General features: G+C 64.4%; 11 protein-coding genes. 9 read left to right on the forward strand and 2 right to left on the reverse strand.

Translation table 11 applies throughout. From position 1 onward, the window contains the following. The first annotated feature begins 44 nt into the window (after positions 1 to 44). The 3 genes from ACFSDX_RS11560 to ACFSDX_RS11570 all read left to right on the forward strand — a co-directional run bounded on the left by ACFSDX_RS11560 (position 45) and on the right by ACFSDX_RS11570 (position 4,101). A complete protein-coding gene (locus tag ACFSDX_RS11560) occupies positions 45 to 1,463 on the forward strand; it encodes an APC family permease (protein ID WP_382313578.1) in 1,419 nt (472 codons plus the stop codon). A 168-nt stretch (positions 1,464 to 1,631) separates the two neighbouring features. Then, the gene (locus tag ACFSDX_RS11565; protein WP_382313579.1) at positions 1,632 to 2,237 is read left to right on the forward strand and encodes a YdeI/OmpD-associated family protein; all 606 of its coding nucleotides are present in this window, start codon (positions 1,632 to 1,634) and stop codon (positions 2,235 to 2,237) included. A gap of 613 nt (positions 2,238 to 2,850) precedes the next feature. Then, entirely contained in the window at positions 2,851 to 4,101 is a 1,251-nt protein-coding gene (locus tag ACFSDX_RS11570) for an arsenic transporter (protein ID WP_382313580.1), read from the forward strand. Between the two features lie 288 nt (positions 4,102 to 4,389). On the opposite strand, the gene ACFSDX_RS11575 is transcribed toward ACFSDX_RS11570, so the two are convergent. Then, complete coding sequence (locus ACFSDX_RS11575; RefSeq protein WP_382313582.1) at positions 4,390 to 5,721, reverse strand: MFS transporter; 1,332 nt, start codon at positions 5,719 to 5,721, stop codon at positions 4,390 to 4,392. A gap of 158 nt (positions 5,722 to 5,879) precedes the next feature. After that, complete coding sequence (locus tag ACFSDX_RS11580; RefSeq protein WP_382313584.1) at positions 5,880 to 6,560, reverse strand: hypothetical protein; 681 nt, start codon at positions 6,558 to 6,560, stop codon at positions 5,880 to 5,882. Between the two features lie 277 nt (positions 6,561 to 6,837). On the opposite strand from ACFSDX_RS11580, the gene ACFSDX_RS11585 reads away from it, so the two are divergent. From ACFSDX_RS11585 to ACFSDX_RS11610, 6 genes are all read left to right on the forward strand, one after another. Beyond that, positions 6,838 to 8,265, forward strand: coding sequence for an alpha-L-fucosidase (locus ACFSDX_RS11585; RefSeq protein WP_382313585.1), 1,428 nt, complete (start codon positions 6,838 to 6,840; stop codon positions 8,263 to 8,265). Positions 8,266 to 8,547: 282 nt separating this feature from the next. After that, on the forward strand, positions 8,548 to 8,961 hold the full coding sequence (locus ACFSDX_RS11590; RefSeq protein ID WP_382313586.1) for a hypothetical protein: 414 nt from the start codon (positions 8,548 to 8,550) through the stop codon (positions 8,959 to 8,961). Between the two features lie 165 nt (positions 8,962 to 9,126). Beyond that, positions 9,127 to 9,990 (forward strand): M28 family peptidase, encoded by an 864-nt coding sequence (locus ACFSDX_RS11595; protein ID WP_382313587.1) that lies wholly within the window; start codon positions 9,127 to 9,129, stop codon positions 9,988 to 9,990. Positions 9,991 to 10,219: 229 nt separating this feature from the next. Next, positions 10,220 to 12,775, forward strand: coding sequence for an FdhF/YdeP family oxidoreductase (locus ACFSDX_RS11600; protein WP_382313588.1), 2,556 nt, complete (start codon positions 10,220 to 10,222; stop codon positions 12,773 to 12,775). Between the two features lie 143 nt (positions 12,776 to 12,918). After that, complete coding sequence (locus ACFSDX_RS11605) at positions 12,919 to 14,349, forward strand: RtcB family protein (RefSeq protein WP_382313589.1); 1,431 nt, start codon at positions 12,919 to 12,921, stop codon at positions 14,347 to 14,349. Between the two features lie 69 nt (positions 14,350 to 14,418). Next, on the forward strand, positions 14,419 to 15,474 hold the full coding sequence (locus ACFSDX_RS11610) for an SDR family oxidoreductase (RefSeq protein WP_382313590.1): 1,056 nt from the start codon (positions 14,419 to 14,421) through the stop codon (positions 15,472 to 15,474). Positions 15,475 to 15,486 lie beyond the last annotated feature (12 nt).

Raw genomic sequence — 15,486 nt, forward strand, 5'->3', positions numbered from 1 at the left:
CGGCAAAGCGCGCCCACATCCCTGGCCCGCCTTACTTTGGGCTTATGGATGAAGCAGAAAAAGGCGCCGCGCCCGTCGAAGCTACCCTGGTGCGGTCGCTGGGGGTGGTCACGGGCACGCTGCTCGTGGCCGGGGTGATTATCGGCTCCGGGGTGTTCAAGAAAATAGTGCCCCTGGCCCAAACCGGCCTCAGCGAAGCCTGGATTCTGGCGGCCTGGGTGGCGGCGGGCCTGCTCACCTTGGGCGCGGCCTTCAACCTAGCCGCCCTCACCACGCTCACCAAGGAGTCGGGCGGGATTTACGAATACCTGCGCCTGGCCTTTGGCAACCCCGCGTCTTTCCTGTTTGGGTGGACTGATTTTACCATCATCGGCTCGGCTTCGGTGGCCGCCCTAGGCTTCATTTTTGCGCAGACGGTCAACAGCTTCTTGCCCCTGCCCAACCCCTTGCAGGCCTGGGCCCACCTCTCGATTGGTCACCTAGTGTACCCGTTTGCCGACTCCGGTATTAAGCTGCTGGCCCTGTGTACCATCGGCCTGCTTACGGGGGTGAATTACCGCGGCGTGGCGGCCGGCGGCACGCTCAGCAACGTCTTCACGGGTGCCAAAATTCTGGGTTTGCTGCTGCTCATGGTGGTGGGCCTGCTGGTGGCCAGCCCCGCCCCGGCGCCGGCCGCCCTGCCCAGCCCGGCGGCGGCGGGCGCCGGCCCCTCGCTCTGGAGCGCGTTTTTCAGCGCCCTGCTCAGCATCTTCTGGGCGTATGATGGCTGGGTGGACCTCTCGTTTGTGACGGGCGAAATGAAAAACCCCACCCGCGACGTGCCGCGGGCCATTATCGGGGGCGTGGCCATTGCCATTGGGGTGTATGTGCTGGTCAACTATGCCTACCTGCACGTGCTGTCGCTGGCCCAGCTCGCGGCCGTGGGGCCCAACGAGATTGGGGCGGCCGTGGTGGCCGAGGCGGCGGTGGGCCGGTGGGGCAAAATCGGGGTCACAGCCCTCATCATGGTCAGCGTCTTCGGCACCCTCAACGCGGTGCTGCTCTCGCACAGCCGCATTTACTTTCGCATGGCGCAGGAGCAGTTTTTCTTCGCCCGCGCCGCCGTGGTGCACCCGCGCTACCGCACGCCCCACCTGGCCCTGCTCTACACGCTGGGCTGGAGCAGCCTGCTGGTCGTGTCCGGCACCTTCGACCTACTCACGGACCTAGTCATTTTCGCCACCTTTTTCTTCTACGGCCTCGTAGCCGTGGCGGTGCTGAAGCTCAAGCAGCAGGGCCGGCTGACGGGGCCGGTGCGGGGCTACCCTTTCCTGCAAATATTCCTGCTCCTCTTCGCCCTCACGCTGCTGGTCAACACCGTGGTGACGCAGCCCACCCAGTCGCTGCTGGGGCTGGGGCTAATGGCGACGAGCCTGCCGTTTTACGCGTACTTCAGTCGGCGCGCCAAAGCAGTTTCCAAGTGAAGAGCTAAGGGTTTAGAACTTACGCAAAAGTCGCCTGTCATTGCGAGCATGTTGCGCATCAAGCAAGGACGAAGCAATCACACCTGAATGGTTCGTTGTGATGCGCAACATGCTCGCAATGACAGGCGACTTTTGCGTAACTCCTGCCCTACCCTATCTCCAACCGCCATGACCAAAGAACAAGCCCCCAGCTTGTGCCCTAGCAGCCCGCAGCAGTGGCGCGAGTGGCTACTGGCCCACCACGCCACCGAGCGGGGGGCCTGGCTGGTGTACTACAAAAAAGCGGCCGGCCAGCCCTCGCTGAGCTGGAGCGAAGCCGTGGACGAGGCCCTCTGCTTTGGCTGGATAGACAGCCAGGCCAAGCCCCTGGACGCGCAGCGCTACCAGCAGTTCTTCAGCCCGCGCAAGCCCACCAGCGGCTGGTCGCGCATCAACAAGCAGAAGGTGCAGCACCTCACGGCCGCCGGCCGCATGACCCCGGCCGGCCTGGCCAGCGTGGCCGCGGCCCAGCAAAACGGCACCTGGGCGCTGCTCGACGACGTGGAGGACCTGCGCCTGCCCCCCGACCTGGCGCAGGCCCTGGCGGAGCGGCCAGCCGCCGGCGAGTACTTCGCCCGCCTGAGCCGCACCGCCAAGCGCTCGCTGCTACTGGGGCTGGCCCTGGCCCGGCAAGCCCCCACCCGAGCGCGCCGCATAGCGGCTATTCTGGCGCAGGCCGAGGCAAGCATCCTAGGCCAAAGCATTCAGGACCAATCGCCTATATTAAAGCCGTAGGTGCTCTTCCTCTCTCCCAGGTATGGTGCAGGTGAAATTAATCGACACGGACCCACTCCTTCCAGAGCTTAAAATCAAGTAAGCGTCCTTACTCCCCGAAGTTTTGGCCATGCGGGCTGGTAGCGACCACGCGGCCGGACAGGCGTAACGCGGGGTTGCCACCGGCGAGGGTAAAGCCGGTAGGGCGGGCAGCGGGGCCCGGCGGCGCAGCCGGCTTGTTGAATGGTAGGTGAAGGGCTGCTGAAGAAACCGTAACCGATAGGCTTGGGCAGGAAGGTCAGCGGATAACTAATTGAACCTATCCGTTCTAGTGGCGTATGCGGTTCATCTTATCTGGGGCAGCCAGCCGATTTTCTGGCTGGTCAGTATTGCTGCTCGGCAGCCGTTTTTCTCCCCTTCCTCCCTGTGGCTGAAGCACCTTGCCCGCTTCCCAGTGAGCGCCGGCCCCTAGGGTACGTACCAGCCGCCGCCCGGGCCAGGCATGGGCAACGACGCGGCCAGCATCGGCGCCGGGGAAGATAACGGCACCCTGAGCACGCAACTCGGCCCCAACCGCAACGCCCGGCCGTTGCACCCTAGCCCTTAACCTATTTTCTTCAGCAGTAGCCACCTAATGTCAACGAGTGTAATCTTAATTTGGGTAATCTCGGCGCTATCCATCGCTTTAGTTATCACGCGCCCTTTTAAAGTGCCGGAGTTTGTGTGGGCGGCGGGCGGGGCCGTGCTGCTGCTCGTGCTGCGCCTCCTCACGCCCGCCGAGGGCCTGGCGGGCGTAGCGAAGGGCCTGGACGTATACCTGTTCCTGACGGGCATGATGCTGCTGGCCGAGGTGGCCCGCGAGGAAAAGCTCTTCGACTGGCTGGCCGCCCACGCCACGCGGCTGGCCCAGGGCTCGGCGCAGCGGCTGTTTCTGCTTATTTATTTGGTGGGGGTGGTCGTCACCACGTTCCTTTCCAATGATGCTACGGCCGTGGTGCTCACGCCGGCCGTGGCCAGCGCCGTGCGGGCGGCCAAGGTCAAAAACCCGCTGCCCTACCTCTTCATCTGCGCCTTTATTGCCAATGCGGCCTCGTTTGTGCTGCCCATTTCCAACCCGGCCAACCTCGTTATCTACGGCGCGCACATGCCGCCGCTGCTCGAATGGCTGCCGCGCTACCTGCTGCCGGCGGCCGTGGCCATTGCGGCCACCTACGCCATTCTGCGCTACACGCAGCGCGCTGAGCTGAGCCAGGCTATCGAGAAGGACATCGAAATCCCCGACCTAGGGCGCGGCGGGCAGGTGGCGCTGGGCGGCATCGGGCTCACGGCCGTGGCGCTGCTCGCGGCGTCGGCCTTCGACCAGCCGCTGGGGCTGCCCACGGCCATTACGGGCACGCTCACCACGGCCGTGGTGCTGCTCATTGCGCGCAAAAACCCGCTGGTGGTGGTCCGCAGCGTGTCGTGGGCGGTGCTGCCGCTGGTGGCGGGCTTGTTTGTACTGGTGGAGGCCCTCAACAAAACGGGCGTCACGCACTGGCTGAGCGGGCTGCTCACGCGCGGCGCCAGCGAGTCGGCGGCCGGCACCACCTGGGCCAGCGGGGTGGGCGTGGCCCTGCTCTGCAACGTGCTGAACAACCTGCCCGCCGGCCTCATCACCGGCAACGTGCTGCAAACCGCCCACGTGTCGGAAACTGTCAAGAGCGCCATGCTCATCGGCATCGACGTCGGTCCCAACCTGTCGGTGACGGGCTCGCTGGCCACCATTCTGTGGCTAGTGGCCCTGCGGCGCGAAAACATCGAGGTCGGCGCCTGGCAGTTTCTCAAGCTGGGCGCGCTGGTGATGACCATTCCGCTGCTGCTCTCCATCGGGTCGCTGTTTTTGTAGAGCGGTTTCAGAATCAGTGTACGGGTGGGTGTAGAGGCGCCTCTTTGCGTCTCACGTCAGACGAGCTCAACAACGACGAGACGCAAGGATGCGTCTCTACACCCACTCATACATCGTTCCCGAAACTGCTTTAAGGTGGTAAAGCTGTCCTGCTGAGCGCAGCGAAACATCTCGTATGGCGCAGCAAAAAAGGGGGTAGAGACGCAAGATTTTGCATCTCTACCCCCTTGCAGCGAAGCTATCAAGGATTAAATCGAACACCCTCTCCTTCTGGCATTGCCACCCACCCTAGGTGCCCAGTTGCGCTTCGCCTGGGCCGTCGACCCGGTCGCGGGTTTCGGGCATCATCACCCAGAAGAACACCAGGCCCACGAGGGCGATGCTGGCCAGCACGTAGAACGTGAAGTCGTCGCCCCGGCTTTTGGCCAGGTAGCCGGCCACCGAATTACTCAAAAACGCCCCTAGGCCCTGCGCCGTGGCAATGGCGCCCTGCGCGGCGTTGAAGCGGCCGGTGCCCTTGGTGAGGTCGGCGATGATGAGCACGCCCACCACCCCAAAAATGCCCGCGCCCAGCCCGTCCATGCACTGCACGGCGATGAGGGCGGCCGGCGCGTGGCTGACCGTGTAGAGCACCCCGCGCAGCGCCAGCGCCGCAAAGCCAAACAAAAACAGCGGCTTGCGGCCTATCTTACTGGCCAGCTTGCCGCTGAGCGCCGCCACCACCATAAACACGAGCTGCGAGGCCAGCATGTAGCCCGAGGTGAAGAGCACCGCCTGCTTCACGCCCACGCCGCGGGCCAGCAGCTGCGTCACGAGGGGCACCATGGCCGCGTTGGCAAAGTGAAAAATAACCGCCGACACCAGAAAAACCACCACCGGCCGCTGCGTGAGTAAGTCGCGGAAACCAGCCAGTATCTCCTTGAGGCCCTGGGCCGCGCTGCCCGCCGCTACCGGAGCCACGGTTTTTTGGGAGTCACCGCTGGGCGCCGCGTCGGCCCCGCGGGCCAGGTCAAAGTCAATGTCGTCGCCCTTGATGCGCAGCACGCACAGCACGGCCCCGGCGCACAAAATGCCCACCAGGTAGAACATCCAACGCAGGTTGAAGTAGTAGCCCACCGCGCCCAGCACCAGGGCCGCGAACATGTTGCCGGCCGCGTTGTAGGCCTGGTTGGTGCCCTGGGCCTGGTCAAATTTGCGGCGGCCCACCAGCCCTAGGGCAATGGCCGCCAGGCAGGGCGGGAAGATAGCCCCCGCAATGCCCACCAGCGCCTGCCCGCCCATCACCGCGGGCCGCACCGGGAAGAACGCCGTGGCCAGCACGCCCAGCGCAATCAACCCGATGCCCAGCAGCAGCAGCGTCCGCTTGGGGCGCAGGCGGTCGATGAGGGCGCCGGCCGGGGTTTGGGCCAGCACCTGGGCGATGTTGCCGGCCGCCAGCGCCGAGCCAATCTGGGCCGGCCCCCAGCCCACGCCGGCTTGCAGAAACAGGGCCATGTACGGCCCCATGCCGTTCTGCACGTCAGCCAGAAAAAAATTGAGCACCCGCAGGGCCCGGATGCTGCCCCGCTTGGGGTCGTGGGCCAGGTCGAGGGGGGCGTCTTGGTCGGTAGGGTCAGGCACGGGAAGGAGAAATATTCGCCACACATACGGAGTTAGACATCCTTATGGTGGCGCTTTTGAAGTAATAGGCCCGCGGGCGTAGCTGCGCAAAAGCCCTTCTGCGGGCTCGGCAAGCGAAACCGCAGAAGGGCTGGCAGCCCCAGGGCTACCCTAGGTGGCTAGTGCAGCAGAAAATTGTCGGGGCCAAGCGTCAGCAGCTCAACCTGCATCGGGGCCGGGTGGGCGGCCACCTCGCCGGGGCGCGGGGCGCGCTGCGGGCCGCTGGCCGTGATGGCCGCGCCCGGCACGAGGCGCCCGGCCAGCTGCTGGCCTAGGTGGGGTGGCAGGCGCAGTTCGGTTTCGTGGCCCGCCAGGCGCAACCCGTGCAGGTCGCCCTTGGGGGTGTGAAGCAGCTCCCCGATGGTACCCGTTAGGGTCACGGCCGCGGGGGCGCCGGGCGCCGCAGGCCGGGCCGAGGTACCGGCCGCATCGAGGCGAGCCAGGTGCAGGTGCTCCTCGCCCTTGGGCGTGGGGTGCAGGTAGCCCAGCACCGCTACCTCCTGGCCCGGCTGGGCCAGGGCGCGCAGCGCTTCGCCAAAGTGGGGCGGAAACTTCACGGTGCGGGCCGGCGCCCCGGCCGTTTCCAGCGCGAAGCGGTCGTACACGCCGTCGGGGTTGGCCCCGAAGGCGCCCACCGTGCCGGCGTAGGTGTGCAGCGGCCGCAGCTGCTTTTCGGGCTTGTCTTTGGGGCCGGGCTTGGGTTTGCCGGCTGCCTTCGGGTCGGGTTTGGGCTTAGGGGCGGCGGCTGGTTTGGCGGCCGCGGCGGGGTCGAAGGCGGTTTTTTTCGAGGTATCAGACATGGGATAGCGCATTGTAAAGGGCACTGGTGTAAGTGCTCTGCAAAGCTCCCGGCCCCCGCTGAAGACGAGCTTAAGTCGGCCTTAATTTTTCCTTAGCTACGTGAAAGCACGCTGAAGCTGGCCCGCCGTCCAGCCAGAATACCGCTAAATCCTCGGTTTGTACCGTTTTTGGTGATTCAGAAGCCCTAGGTTTGCGGCGCCACCCGTGGGGGCAACCTAGGCGGCGGCATTGCGCGGCCTAGGTTGCCCCGCAAAAGCACTTTTACGTTATCCATCAATGGCTTACCTCATGTACTCGCGTTGTCTTTTACGTTCCCTACTGGTTTGCCTGAGCCTGCTGCTAGCATGGCCAAGCAATGGGCAGCCCACCGCGCCCGCCCCTGCCGCACCCAACCTCCAGCAATTGCAGCAGCAGTTCGTGGACCTGCGCTTCGGCATGTTTATTCACTTCAACATCCCGACCTATCTCAACCAGGACTGGGCCGACCCGGAGGCGTCGCCGGCGCTCTTTAACCCCCGCAAGCTGGACGCCGCGCAGTGGGCCGCGGCCGCCAAATCGGCCAACATGACCTACGGCTGCCTCACCACCAAGCACCACAGCGGCTTCTGCATCTGGGATACCAAGAGCACCGATTACAGCGTGATGCACAGCCCGTATAAAAAGGACGTGGTGAAGCAATTCGTGGACGCCTTTCGGGCCCAGGGCCTGAAGGTCATGCTCTACTACTCCATCCTGGACACCCACCACAAGCTGCGGCCCAACCAGATTACGCCGGCCCACATCGCCCTTGTCAAAACCCAGCTCACCGAGTTGCTGACGCATTACGGTAAGATTGAGGCCCTCATTATTGACGGTTGGGATGCGCCGTGGTCGCGCATTTCCTACGATGCCGTGCCCTTCGAGGACATCTACGCCCTGGTCAAATCCTTGCAGCCCAACTGCCTGGTGATGGACCTGAACGGGTCCAAATACCCGGCCGAGGGCCTGTACTACACCGACATCAAAACCTACGAAATGGGCGCCGGCCAGCGCCTGGCCCCCGGCACCAAGCGCCTGCCGGCGCTGGCCTGCCTCCCGCTCAACAGCGCCTGGTTTTGGAAAACGGACTTCCCGACCGTGCCCGTGCGAGACCCGCAAAAGCTGGTGGCCGAGACCCTAGGGCCGCTCAATGAGAATAGCTGCAACTTTATCCTGAACGTGGCCCCCAACCGCGACGGGCAGCTGGACGCGAACGCCCGGCAGGCGCTGCGCGACATCGGCGCGCGCTGGCAAAACGCGGGCCCCACCACCCCGCTCGCGCCCCTCGCGCCGCCCATCACGGCCAGCAACCTGGCCAAAAACCAGCCGGCCAACTCCAGCTGGAGCGATGATATGAACATCATGGACTTTGCCAACGACGACGACTACCACTCCAGCTGGCGCGCTAACGCTACCGTGCAGGAGCCCTGGTACGAGATTGATTTTCGCCAGGCCCGCAGCTTCAACACAATAGTCGTGGCCGAGGAAAAAGCCAACATCAGCGGCTACCTGCTCGACTATTGGGACGGCGTGGCCTGGCAGCCGCTGGCCACCGGCACCGACGGCAGCCGCATCAAGCTGCACCGGTTTGAGCGCGTGTGGGGCAGCAAGGTGCGCATCCGCATCACGCGCTACGACCACCAGCCCTCCATCGCCGAGTTTCAGATGTTTGATGAGCGCCGCTAGGCGGGGCGACCCGGCCCGCAGGCCCCAGAGGTACTGAGCGGGTGCAGCAGCCCGGCCCCAAGGAGATTTTTTCTACACCGCTGGCCGTGCCTGTGCTGGGCGCTTTGCCAAGATGAACCAGGCCGACTGGAAGGCCTTGATGTAAAGACAGCTTGGGGGTGAAAGCGCCCAGTTGCTCAACCCAATGGCTTTGGGTATCTGGGCGTCCGTCAGCAGATTACCGTAAACCTAGGCCTATCATTCACGTAGGCACCAGACCGGTATCCTCCTATTCCAGCTGCTATGCCTACGCTCCCGTTGCCCGTCTCTACCCGGCACGCCTCTGCGCCACGGCGGGCGCTCGACCTCGTTTCGCCCCGCACCCACGCCATCCTCGACCGGCTGTGCCTGCCCGTTTTGCTAGGCTGTGCGGTGTGGGCGGCCCGGCGTAGCAAGCCCGCGGCGGCCATCATCCTGGCGCACGCAGTGGGCGAGGGCACCGTCGGCTGCCTCACGCGCTTCCCCACGGGGGTGTGGCCGGTGTTCAGCTTCCGCACGCACGTGCGGATTGGGCAGGTGGCCGGCACCTCGCTGCTGGCGCTGAGCTTTTTGCTGCCCGCCCGGCCGCGCGCCGAGCGCAACGTGGCTATTTTCTGGGGCCTGGTGCCGCTGGTGCTCAACAGCATCAGCGATATTGCGGGGCCGGATGCCGAGTAGCTTGACTTTCTCTTGGTAGCCTTGGTAGCTTACCAGTTCACTTTCCTGCTCCCTAACGTGCTGGCCCAACGCTGCTTCCTAGGCGTCCTATTTTGGCTGAAGCTGCTCGGCTGCTTCGGCCAGGCTGGGCCCAGCGGGGCCGCTGTTTCGCCAGCGCTACCTCCCATGACTGCCGCCAACCAAACCCGCTTGCACGCCGACGTGGCGTTTCTGACTTCGCTCCAGCCGGCCCGCAACTACCAAAACCTGGCTTCGCTGAACAAGGCGGCCGACTACATCTACGCCGAACTGGCGAAGCTGGGCGGCTCGGTGCAGGAGCAGAAATACCGGGTCGAGGGCCACGAGTACCGCAATATCATTGCCTCGTTTGGGCCGGCTGCGGCCGAGCGCCTCATCGTGGGGGCGCACTACGACGTGTGCGGCGACCAGCCCGGCGCCGACGACAACGCCAGCGCCGTGGCCGGCCTGCTCGAAACGGCCCGCCTGCTCCACGCGCAGTCCCCGACGCTAAAGCATCGCATTGATTTTGTGGCGTATTCGCTGGAAGAGCCACCTTTTTTTGCCACCGAGCACATGGGCAGCGCCGTGCACGCGCAGTCGCTGCACGACGCCAACGTGCCCGTGCGGGCCATGATTTGCTACGAGATGATAGGCTATTTCCGCGACGAGCCGGGCTCGCAGCGCTTCCCCGACCCGGCCCTGGCCAAGCGCTACCCCAGCACCGGCAACTTCATCACGGTGGTGGGCCAGCTGGGCCAGGAGGCCTTCACGCAGCAGATGAAAACGCTGATGCAGGCGCACTCGACCATTGACGTGCAGAGCATCAACCTACCCGCCACCCAGAGCCTGGCCGGCCTCTCCGACCACCGCAACTACTGGCACCACGGCTACCAGGCCGTCATGATTAACGACACGTCCTTCCTGCGCAACCCCCACTACCACCAGCCCACCGACACTATCGACACGCTCGATTTTCGGCGCATGGCCGAGGTCGTAAACGGCGTGTATAGGGCGCTGCTGGCCTTGTAAGGGGCTCGGCTGGCTACTCCTAGCTCCTGCCTGACAACCGCTGGCGTTCACTAGGCCAGGCGGTTGTTAGGCAGGAGCTTTCGCTCGGCCACCCCCGTAGTTCTACGGAGCGGCGGGGGCGGAGTCTCGGCGTAAAATCCGTAGTTATCCGCTGGCTTCCCGCAAGGAAAAAGCCGTTAGACAGGGGCCGGACACGTGTTTTTCGGCTTCTGAACTGCCCTGCTCCCTTATGGAAAACAGCCCCAACACCGACCCCAGCCAGGCCGGCAAAACCGAGCAGCAAACCGCCACTAACAACGTGCCTAAGAGCGGCGAACGGCCCGACCAGGGCGCGGCCCCCGTGATGAACCCCTGGGCCGACTCCAACAAGGACGACGCCGACAAGCGCATTATGACCGCGCCCGATACCCTAGGCGCCAAGCACGCACACCCCATCCTGGCGCAGCCGCCCGAGGAGCTGCTCAAGCTCAAGCTGGGCCGCCCGGCCACGGTGGCGGCCGGCATCACGGCGGTGCTCAAGTCGGGCAGCTTCAGCTTCAGCGAGGATGGACCGGTGCGGGGCACGCACGCGCTGCTCAAGCTGAATCAGAAGGATGGCTTCGACTGCTCGTCGTGCGCCTGGCCCGACCCCGATGAGCACCGCTCGTTCGCCGAGTTTTGCGAAAACGGCGCCAAGGCCACGGCCTCCGACGCGCAGTCGGACCCGGTGGGGCCGGAGTTTTTCGCCAAGCACAGCCTGGCCGACTTGTCGCGCATGACCGACCGCGACCTCAACAACGCCGGCCGCCTCACGCACCCGATGGTGCTGCGGCCGGGCGCCACGCACTACACGCCCATCTCGTGGCCCGAGGCGTTTCAGCTGGCCGGTGATGAGTTGAACGCGCTGCCCTCGCCCGACGAGGCCATTTTCTACACCTCTGGCAAGGTACCCAACGAGCCGGCGTACTTGTACCAATTGTTTGTGCGGCAGTTTGGCACCAACAACCTGCCCGACTGCTCTAACCTGTGCCATGAGAGCAGCGGCGCGGCCATGAGCCCCACCACCGGCCTCGGCAAAGGCTCCGTCACCCTCAACGACATGTACGAGGCGGAGGTCATCCTCATCATCGGCCAGAACCCCGGCACCAACCATCCGCGCATGCTCTCGGCGCTGCAAAAGGCTAAAAAGAACGGGGCCAAGATTATCAGCATCAACCCGCTGCACGAAGCGGGCCTGCTGCACTTCAAAAACCCGCAGGATTTCATGAACCCGCTCAAGGCGCTGGGGGTCCTGCTCGGCGACGGCACACCCATCACCGATATCTACCTGCAGGTGCGCATCAACAGCGACCAGCTGGTGCTGCGCGGCCTGATGAAGTGCCTGCTCGAAGCCGAGGAGCTGAACCCCAACCAGGTGCTCGACCACGAATTTATCCGGGACTATACCACCGGCTACCCCGAGCTGGTGAAGAACCTACACGAGACCAGCTGGGCCGATATCGAGGAAACCAGCGGCGTCACCCGCGCCCAGATTCAGGAAGCCGCCAGCCTCATCGCCCGCCACAAGAAGGTGATAACGTGCTGGGCCATGGGCCTCACGCAGCAGAAAAACGGCGTGTACACCATCCAGGAAATCATCAATATGCACTTCATGAAGGGCGCCATCGGCATTGCGGGGGCGGGCCTGTGCCCGGTGCGCGGCCACTCCAACGTGCAGGGCGACCGCAGCATGGGCGTGTGGGAACGCCCCGGCCCCGCCTTTCTCGACGCGCTCGAAAAGGAATTCCGCTTCAAAGCGCCGCGCGAGCACGGCCTCGACGTGGTGGACTCGGTAAAAGCCTTGCACGATGGCAAGGTGAAAATATTCATGGCGATGGGCGGCAACATGCTCTCGGCCTGCTCCGACACCGAGTTTGTGGCCGAGGGCATGCGCAAGCTGCGCCTCTCCATCCACGTCACGCCCAAGCTCAACCGGGGCCACCTCACCAACGGCGAAATGGCGCTGCTGCTGCCCTGCTACACCCGCATCGACATCGACCGCCAGCAGAGCGGCCAGCAGTTTATGAGCTGCGAAAACTCGATGGGCGTGGTGAGCATGAGCAAGGGCGTGCTGGAGCCTATCCCCGGCCAGATGCTGAGCGAAGTCGCCATCGTGTGCGGCATCGCGCTGGCCACGCTCGGCGAGCGCACCACCGTGGACTGGGTAGGCTGCACCCAGAACTACGACCTCATCCGCGAGTACGTGGCGCGCACCATCGCGGGCTTCGAGGATTTTAACACGAAGCTGCGCCACCCCGGCGGCTTCTACCTGCCCAACGGCCCCCGCGAGCGCAACTTCACCACCGACAACGGCAAGGCCAATTTCTCGACCACGCCCTACGAAAAGCACGTGCTCGAACCCGGCCAGCTGGTGCTGATGACCATCCGCTCGCACGACCAGTTCAACACCACGGTCTACGACTACAACGACCGCTACCGCGGCGTGTACAACGAGCGGCGCGTCATCTTTATGCACGCCGCCGACATCGCCGAGCGCGGCCTGCGCGAGAAGCAGCTCGTCACCATCACCAGCCACTTTGAGGGCCAGCAGCGCCACGCCGAGAAGTTTATCGTGGTGCCCTACGACATTCCGCAGGGCAACTGCGCCGTGTACTTCCCCGAAGGCAACGTGCTGGTGCCCATTGGCTCGGTAGCCTACAAGAGCAACACGCCCACCTCCAAATTCGTGGTCGTGACGGTGGCCCCGATAGAGATGCCGGCTGGTACGCGCCTGCCGGTTGCGCAGCAGGTAGCGGTGCCCGCTTGAAGGGAGTTAAGAGTTTTGAGTTAAGAGTTAAGAGTTGAAAATGCCGAAGCTTACATCAGCCCATAATTCCTATCCCAGCTAGCAGGCTGTGGTTCCAGAACCTTGTACCTCAACTCAAAACTCCTAACTCTTAACTCAAAAACATGGCCTCTCCCAAGCTGCGTGGCAACGACCTGCGCAAACTCGGCTACCCCGAAGGCCGCGCCACCACGCTGGCGCTCGACATTCTGGCCGACAAGCAGCTGCGCACCCTCGATAAAGGCAGCGCGCTAGCCCTGCTGCAAAAGATAAAAGACGACCCCTACGCCTACCTGCGCGATTCGCTGTGGCGCGAGCTGGCCAAGGAATTTGTGCCCGACCCCAGCCGCAGCGTGGGCCTCAACCCGGCAGTAAAAGACTACCGCCGCTACGGCGAGGCCGGTATCGAAGACGGCGCCCGCCGCCAGATGGACACCGCCATGCAGCTGCCCATCACGCTCGACGGCGCCCTCATGCCCGACGCCCACCAGGGCTACGGCCTGCCCATCGGCGGCGTGCTGGCCGTGGACAATGCCGTGATTCCCTACGGCGTGGGCATGGACATCGGCTGCCGCATGGCCTTGTCGGTCTTTGACTTGCCGCCGCGCTACCTGGCCCAGCGCACCCAGGAGCTCAAGAAAATGCTGCACGCCCACACCCGCTTCGGCGGCAAGGAAGTCTTCAAAAATCCCGCCGACGACCCCATCCTCGACCGGCCCGAGTTCAAGGAGATTGCCGTGGTGCGCGGCAAGCTCGACGCAGCCAGCAAGCAGCTGGGCTCGTCGGGCTCAGGCAACCATTTTGTGGAGTGGGGCTTGGTTGATATCACCACCGCGGACAACGAGCTAGGCGTGCCCGTGGGCCAGTACCTAGGCCTGCTCTCGCACAGCGGCTCGCGGGGGCTGGGCGCGGCCGTGGCCCAGCACTACACCAAGGTGGCCATGGCCAAGTGCCCGCTGCCGCCCGAGGCGCGCTACCTGGCTTGGCTCGACCTCGACACTCAGGAAGGCCAGGAATACTGGCGCGCCATGAACCTGGCCGGCGACTACGCCTCGGCCTGCCACCGCGACATTCACCGCCGCCTAAGCCAAGTGCTGGGCGAGAAGCCGCTGGCCAAGGTCGAAAACCACCACAACTTCGCTTGGAAGGAAACCCTGCCCGACGGCCGCGAAGCCATCGTGCACCGCAAGGGCGCCACGCCGGCCGTGGCGGGCGTGCTGGGCGTCATTCCGGGCTCGATGACGGCGCCGGGCTTTATCGTGCGCGGCCGGGGCGAAGCTGGTTCCATTCAGTCGGCGGCGCACGGGGCGGGGCGACGCATGTCGCGCACCCAGGCCAAGCAAAGCGTGTCGGAAGGCGAGCTGCGCCGCCTACTGCGCGACAAGGGTGTGGAACTCATCGGCGGCGGCCTTGATGAGGCCCCGATGGCTTACAAAGACATTCACCAGGTCATGGCCCACCAGCAAGACCTGGTGGACGTGCTCGGCTCGTTCACGCCCCGCATCGTGCGCATGGACGCGGGCGGCGGCGGGGCCAACCAGTACGGCGGCGAATAGCGGCGGCCGCGCCGGCTGTTTCGGCCGTATACCAATCCCTGCCTTTTCTTTTATTTCTTAAAAAACGCTATGCCTACCAACACCATGCTAGTCGTCGGCGGCAACGGCATCATTGGCCGCAACGCCGCCAGCTACCTGCACGCCACGGGCCGCTGGAACGTCATCGTGACGTCGGCCTCGCCGCTCGACTACGAATCGCCGGCGCCCTACGTGCAGCTCAATCTGCTTGATGCCCAGGCCGTGGCCGGCCAGGCCGAGCAGCTGCGCGAGGTCACCCACGTCTTGTACACGGCCTACATCGAGGGCAAGACCCTGGCCGCCCAAACGCAGGTCAACCTCGATTTGCTGCGCAACCTGGTGCTGGGTCTGGAGCAGGTGGCGCCCCACTTTCAGCACCTCACCTTCATCCAGGGCGGCAAGGCCTACGGGGCGCACCTAGGGCGCTACAAAACGCCGGCTTTGGAAACCGACCCGCGCCATTTTCCGCCTAATTTTTACTACAGCCAGGAAGATTTTTTGCGCACCCACGCGGTGGGCAAAGCCTGGAGCTGGACGGCCCTGCGCCCCGACATCGTGGTGGGCTTTGCCGTGGGCAACCCCATGAACCTGGCCAACCTGCTGGCCGTGTACGCCAGCTTTTGCAAGGAGCTAAAAGTGCCGTTTCGCTTCCCCGGCAGCCTAAAGGCCTACGGCGTGCTGGTGAACGTGACCGATGCCACGCTGCTTGCCAAGGGCGTGGATTTTGTGGCGACGCGCGCCGAGTGCCGCGAAGAAATCTTCAATATCACCAACGGCGACATCTTCCGCTGGAGCCAGCTCTGGCCGCGCTTCGCCGCGTATTTCGGGGTCGAATACGCCGAGCCCATCACTTTTCCCTTGCAGGAATACATGGCCGACAAAGCCGAGCTCTGGCAGCAGCTGGTGCAGCAGCACGGCCTGCAGCCCCACGCGCTGGAAGAGCTGGCGCAGTGGGGCTTTGGCGACTTCATCTTCAACGTGGAAGCCGACGCTTTTCTGGACGTAAACAAGCTGCGCCGCGCCGGCTTTCACGAGCAGCAGCTCGACAGCTTCACCTCATTTCGCAACCAGTTTGAGCACCTGAAAACCGCAAAAATCATTCCCTAGGGGCGGCGGCCG

Origin of the sequence: Hymenobacter bucti, from assembly GCF_042681145.1 — a bacterium.
Lineage (GTDB): Bacteria > Bacteroidota > Bacteroidia > Cytophagales > Hymenobacteraceae > Hymenobacter > Hymenobacter bucti.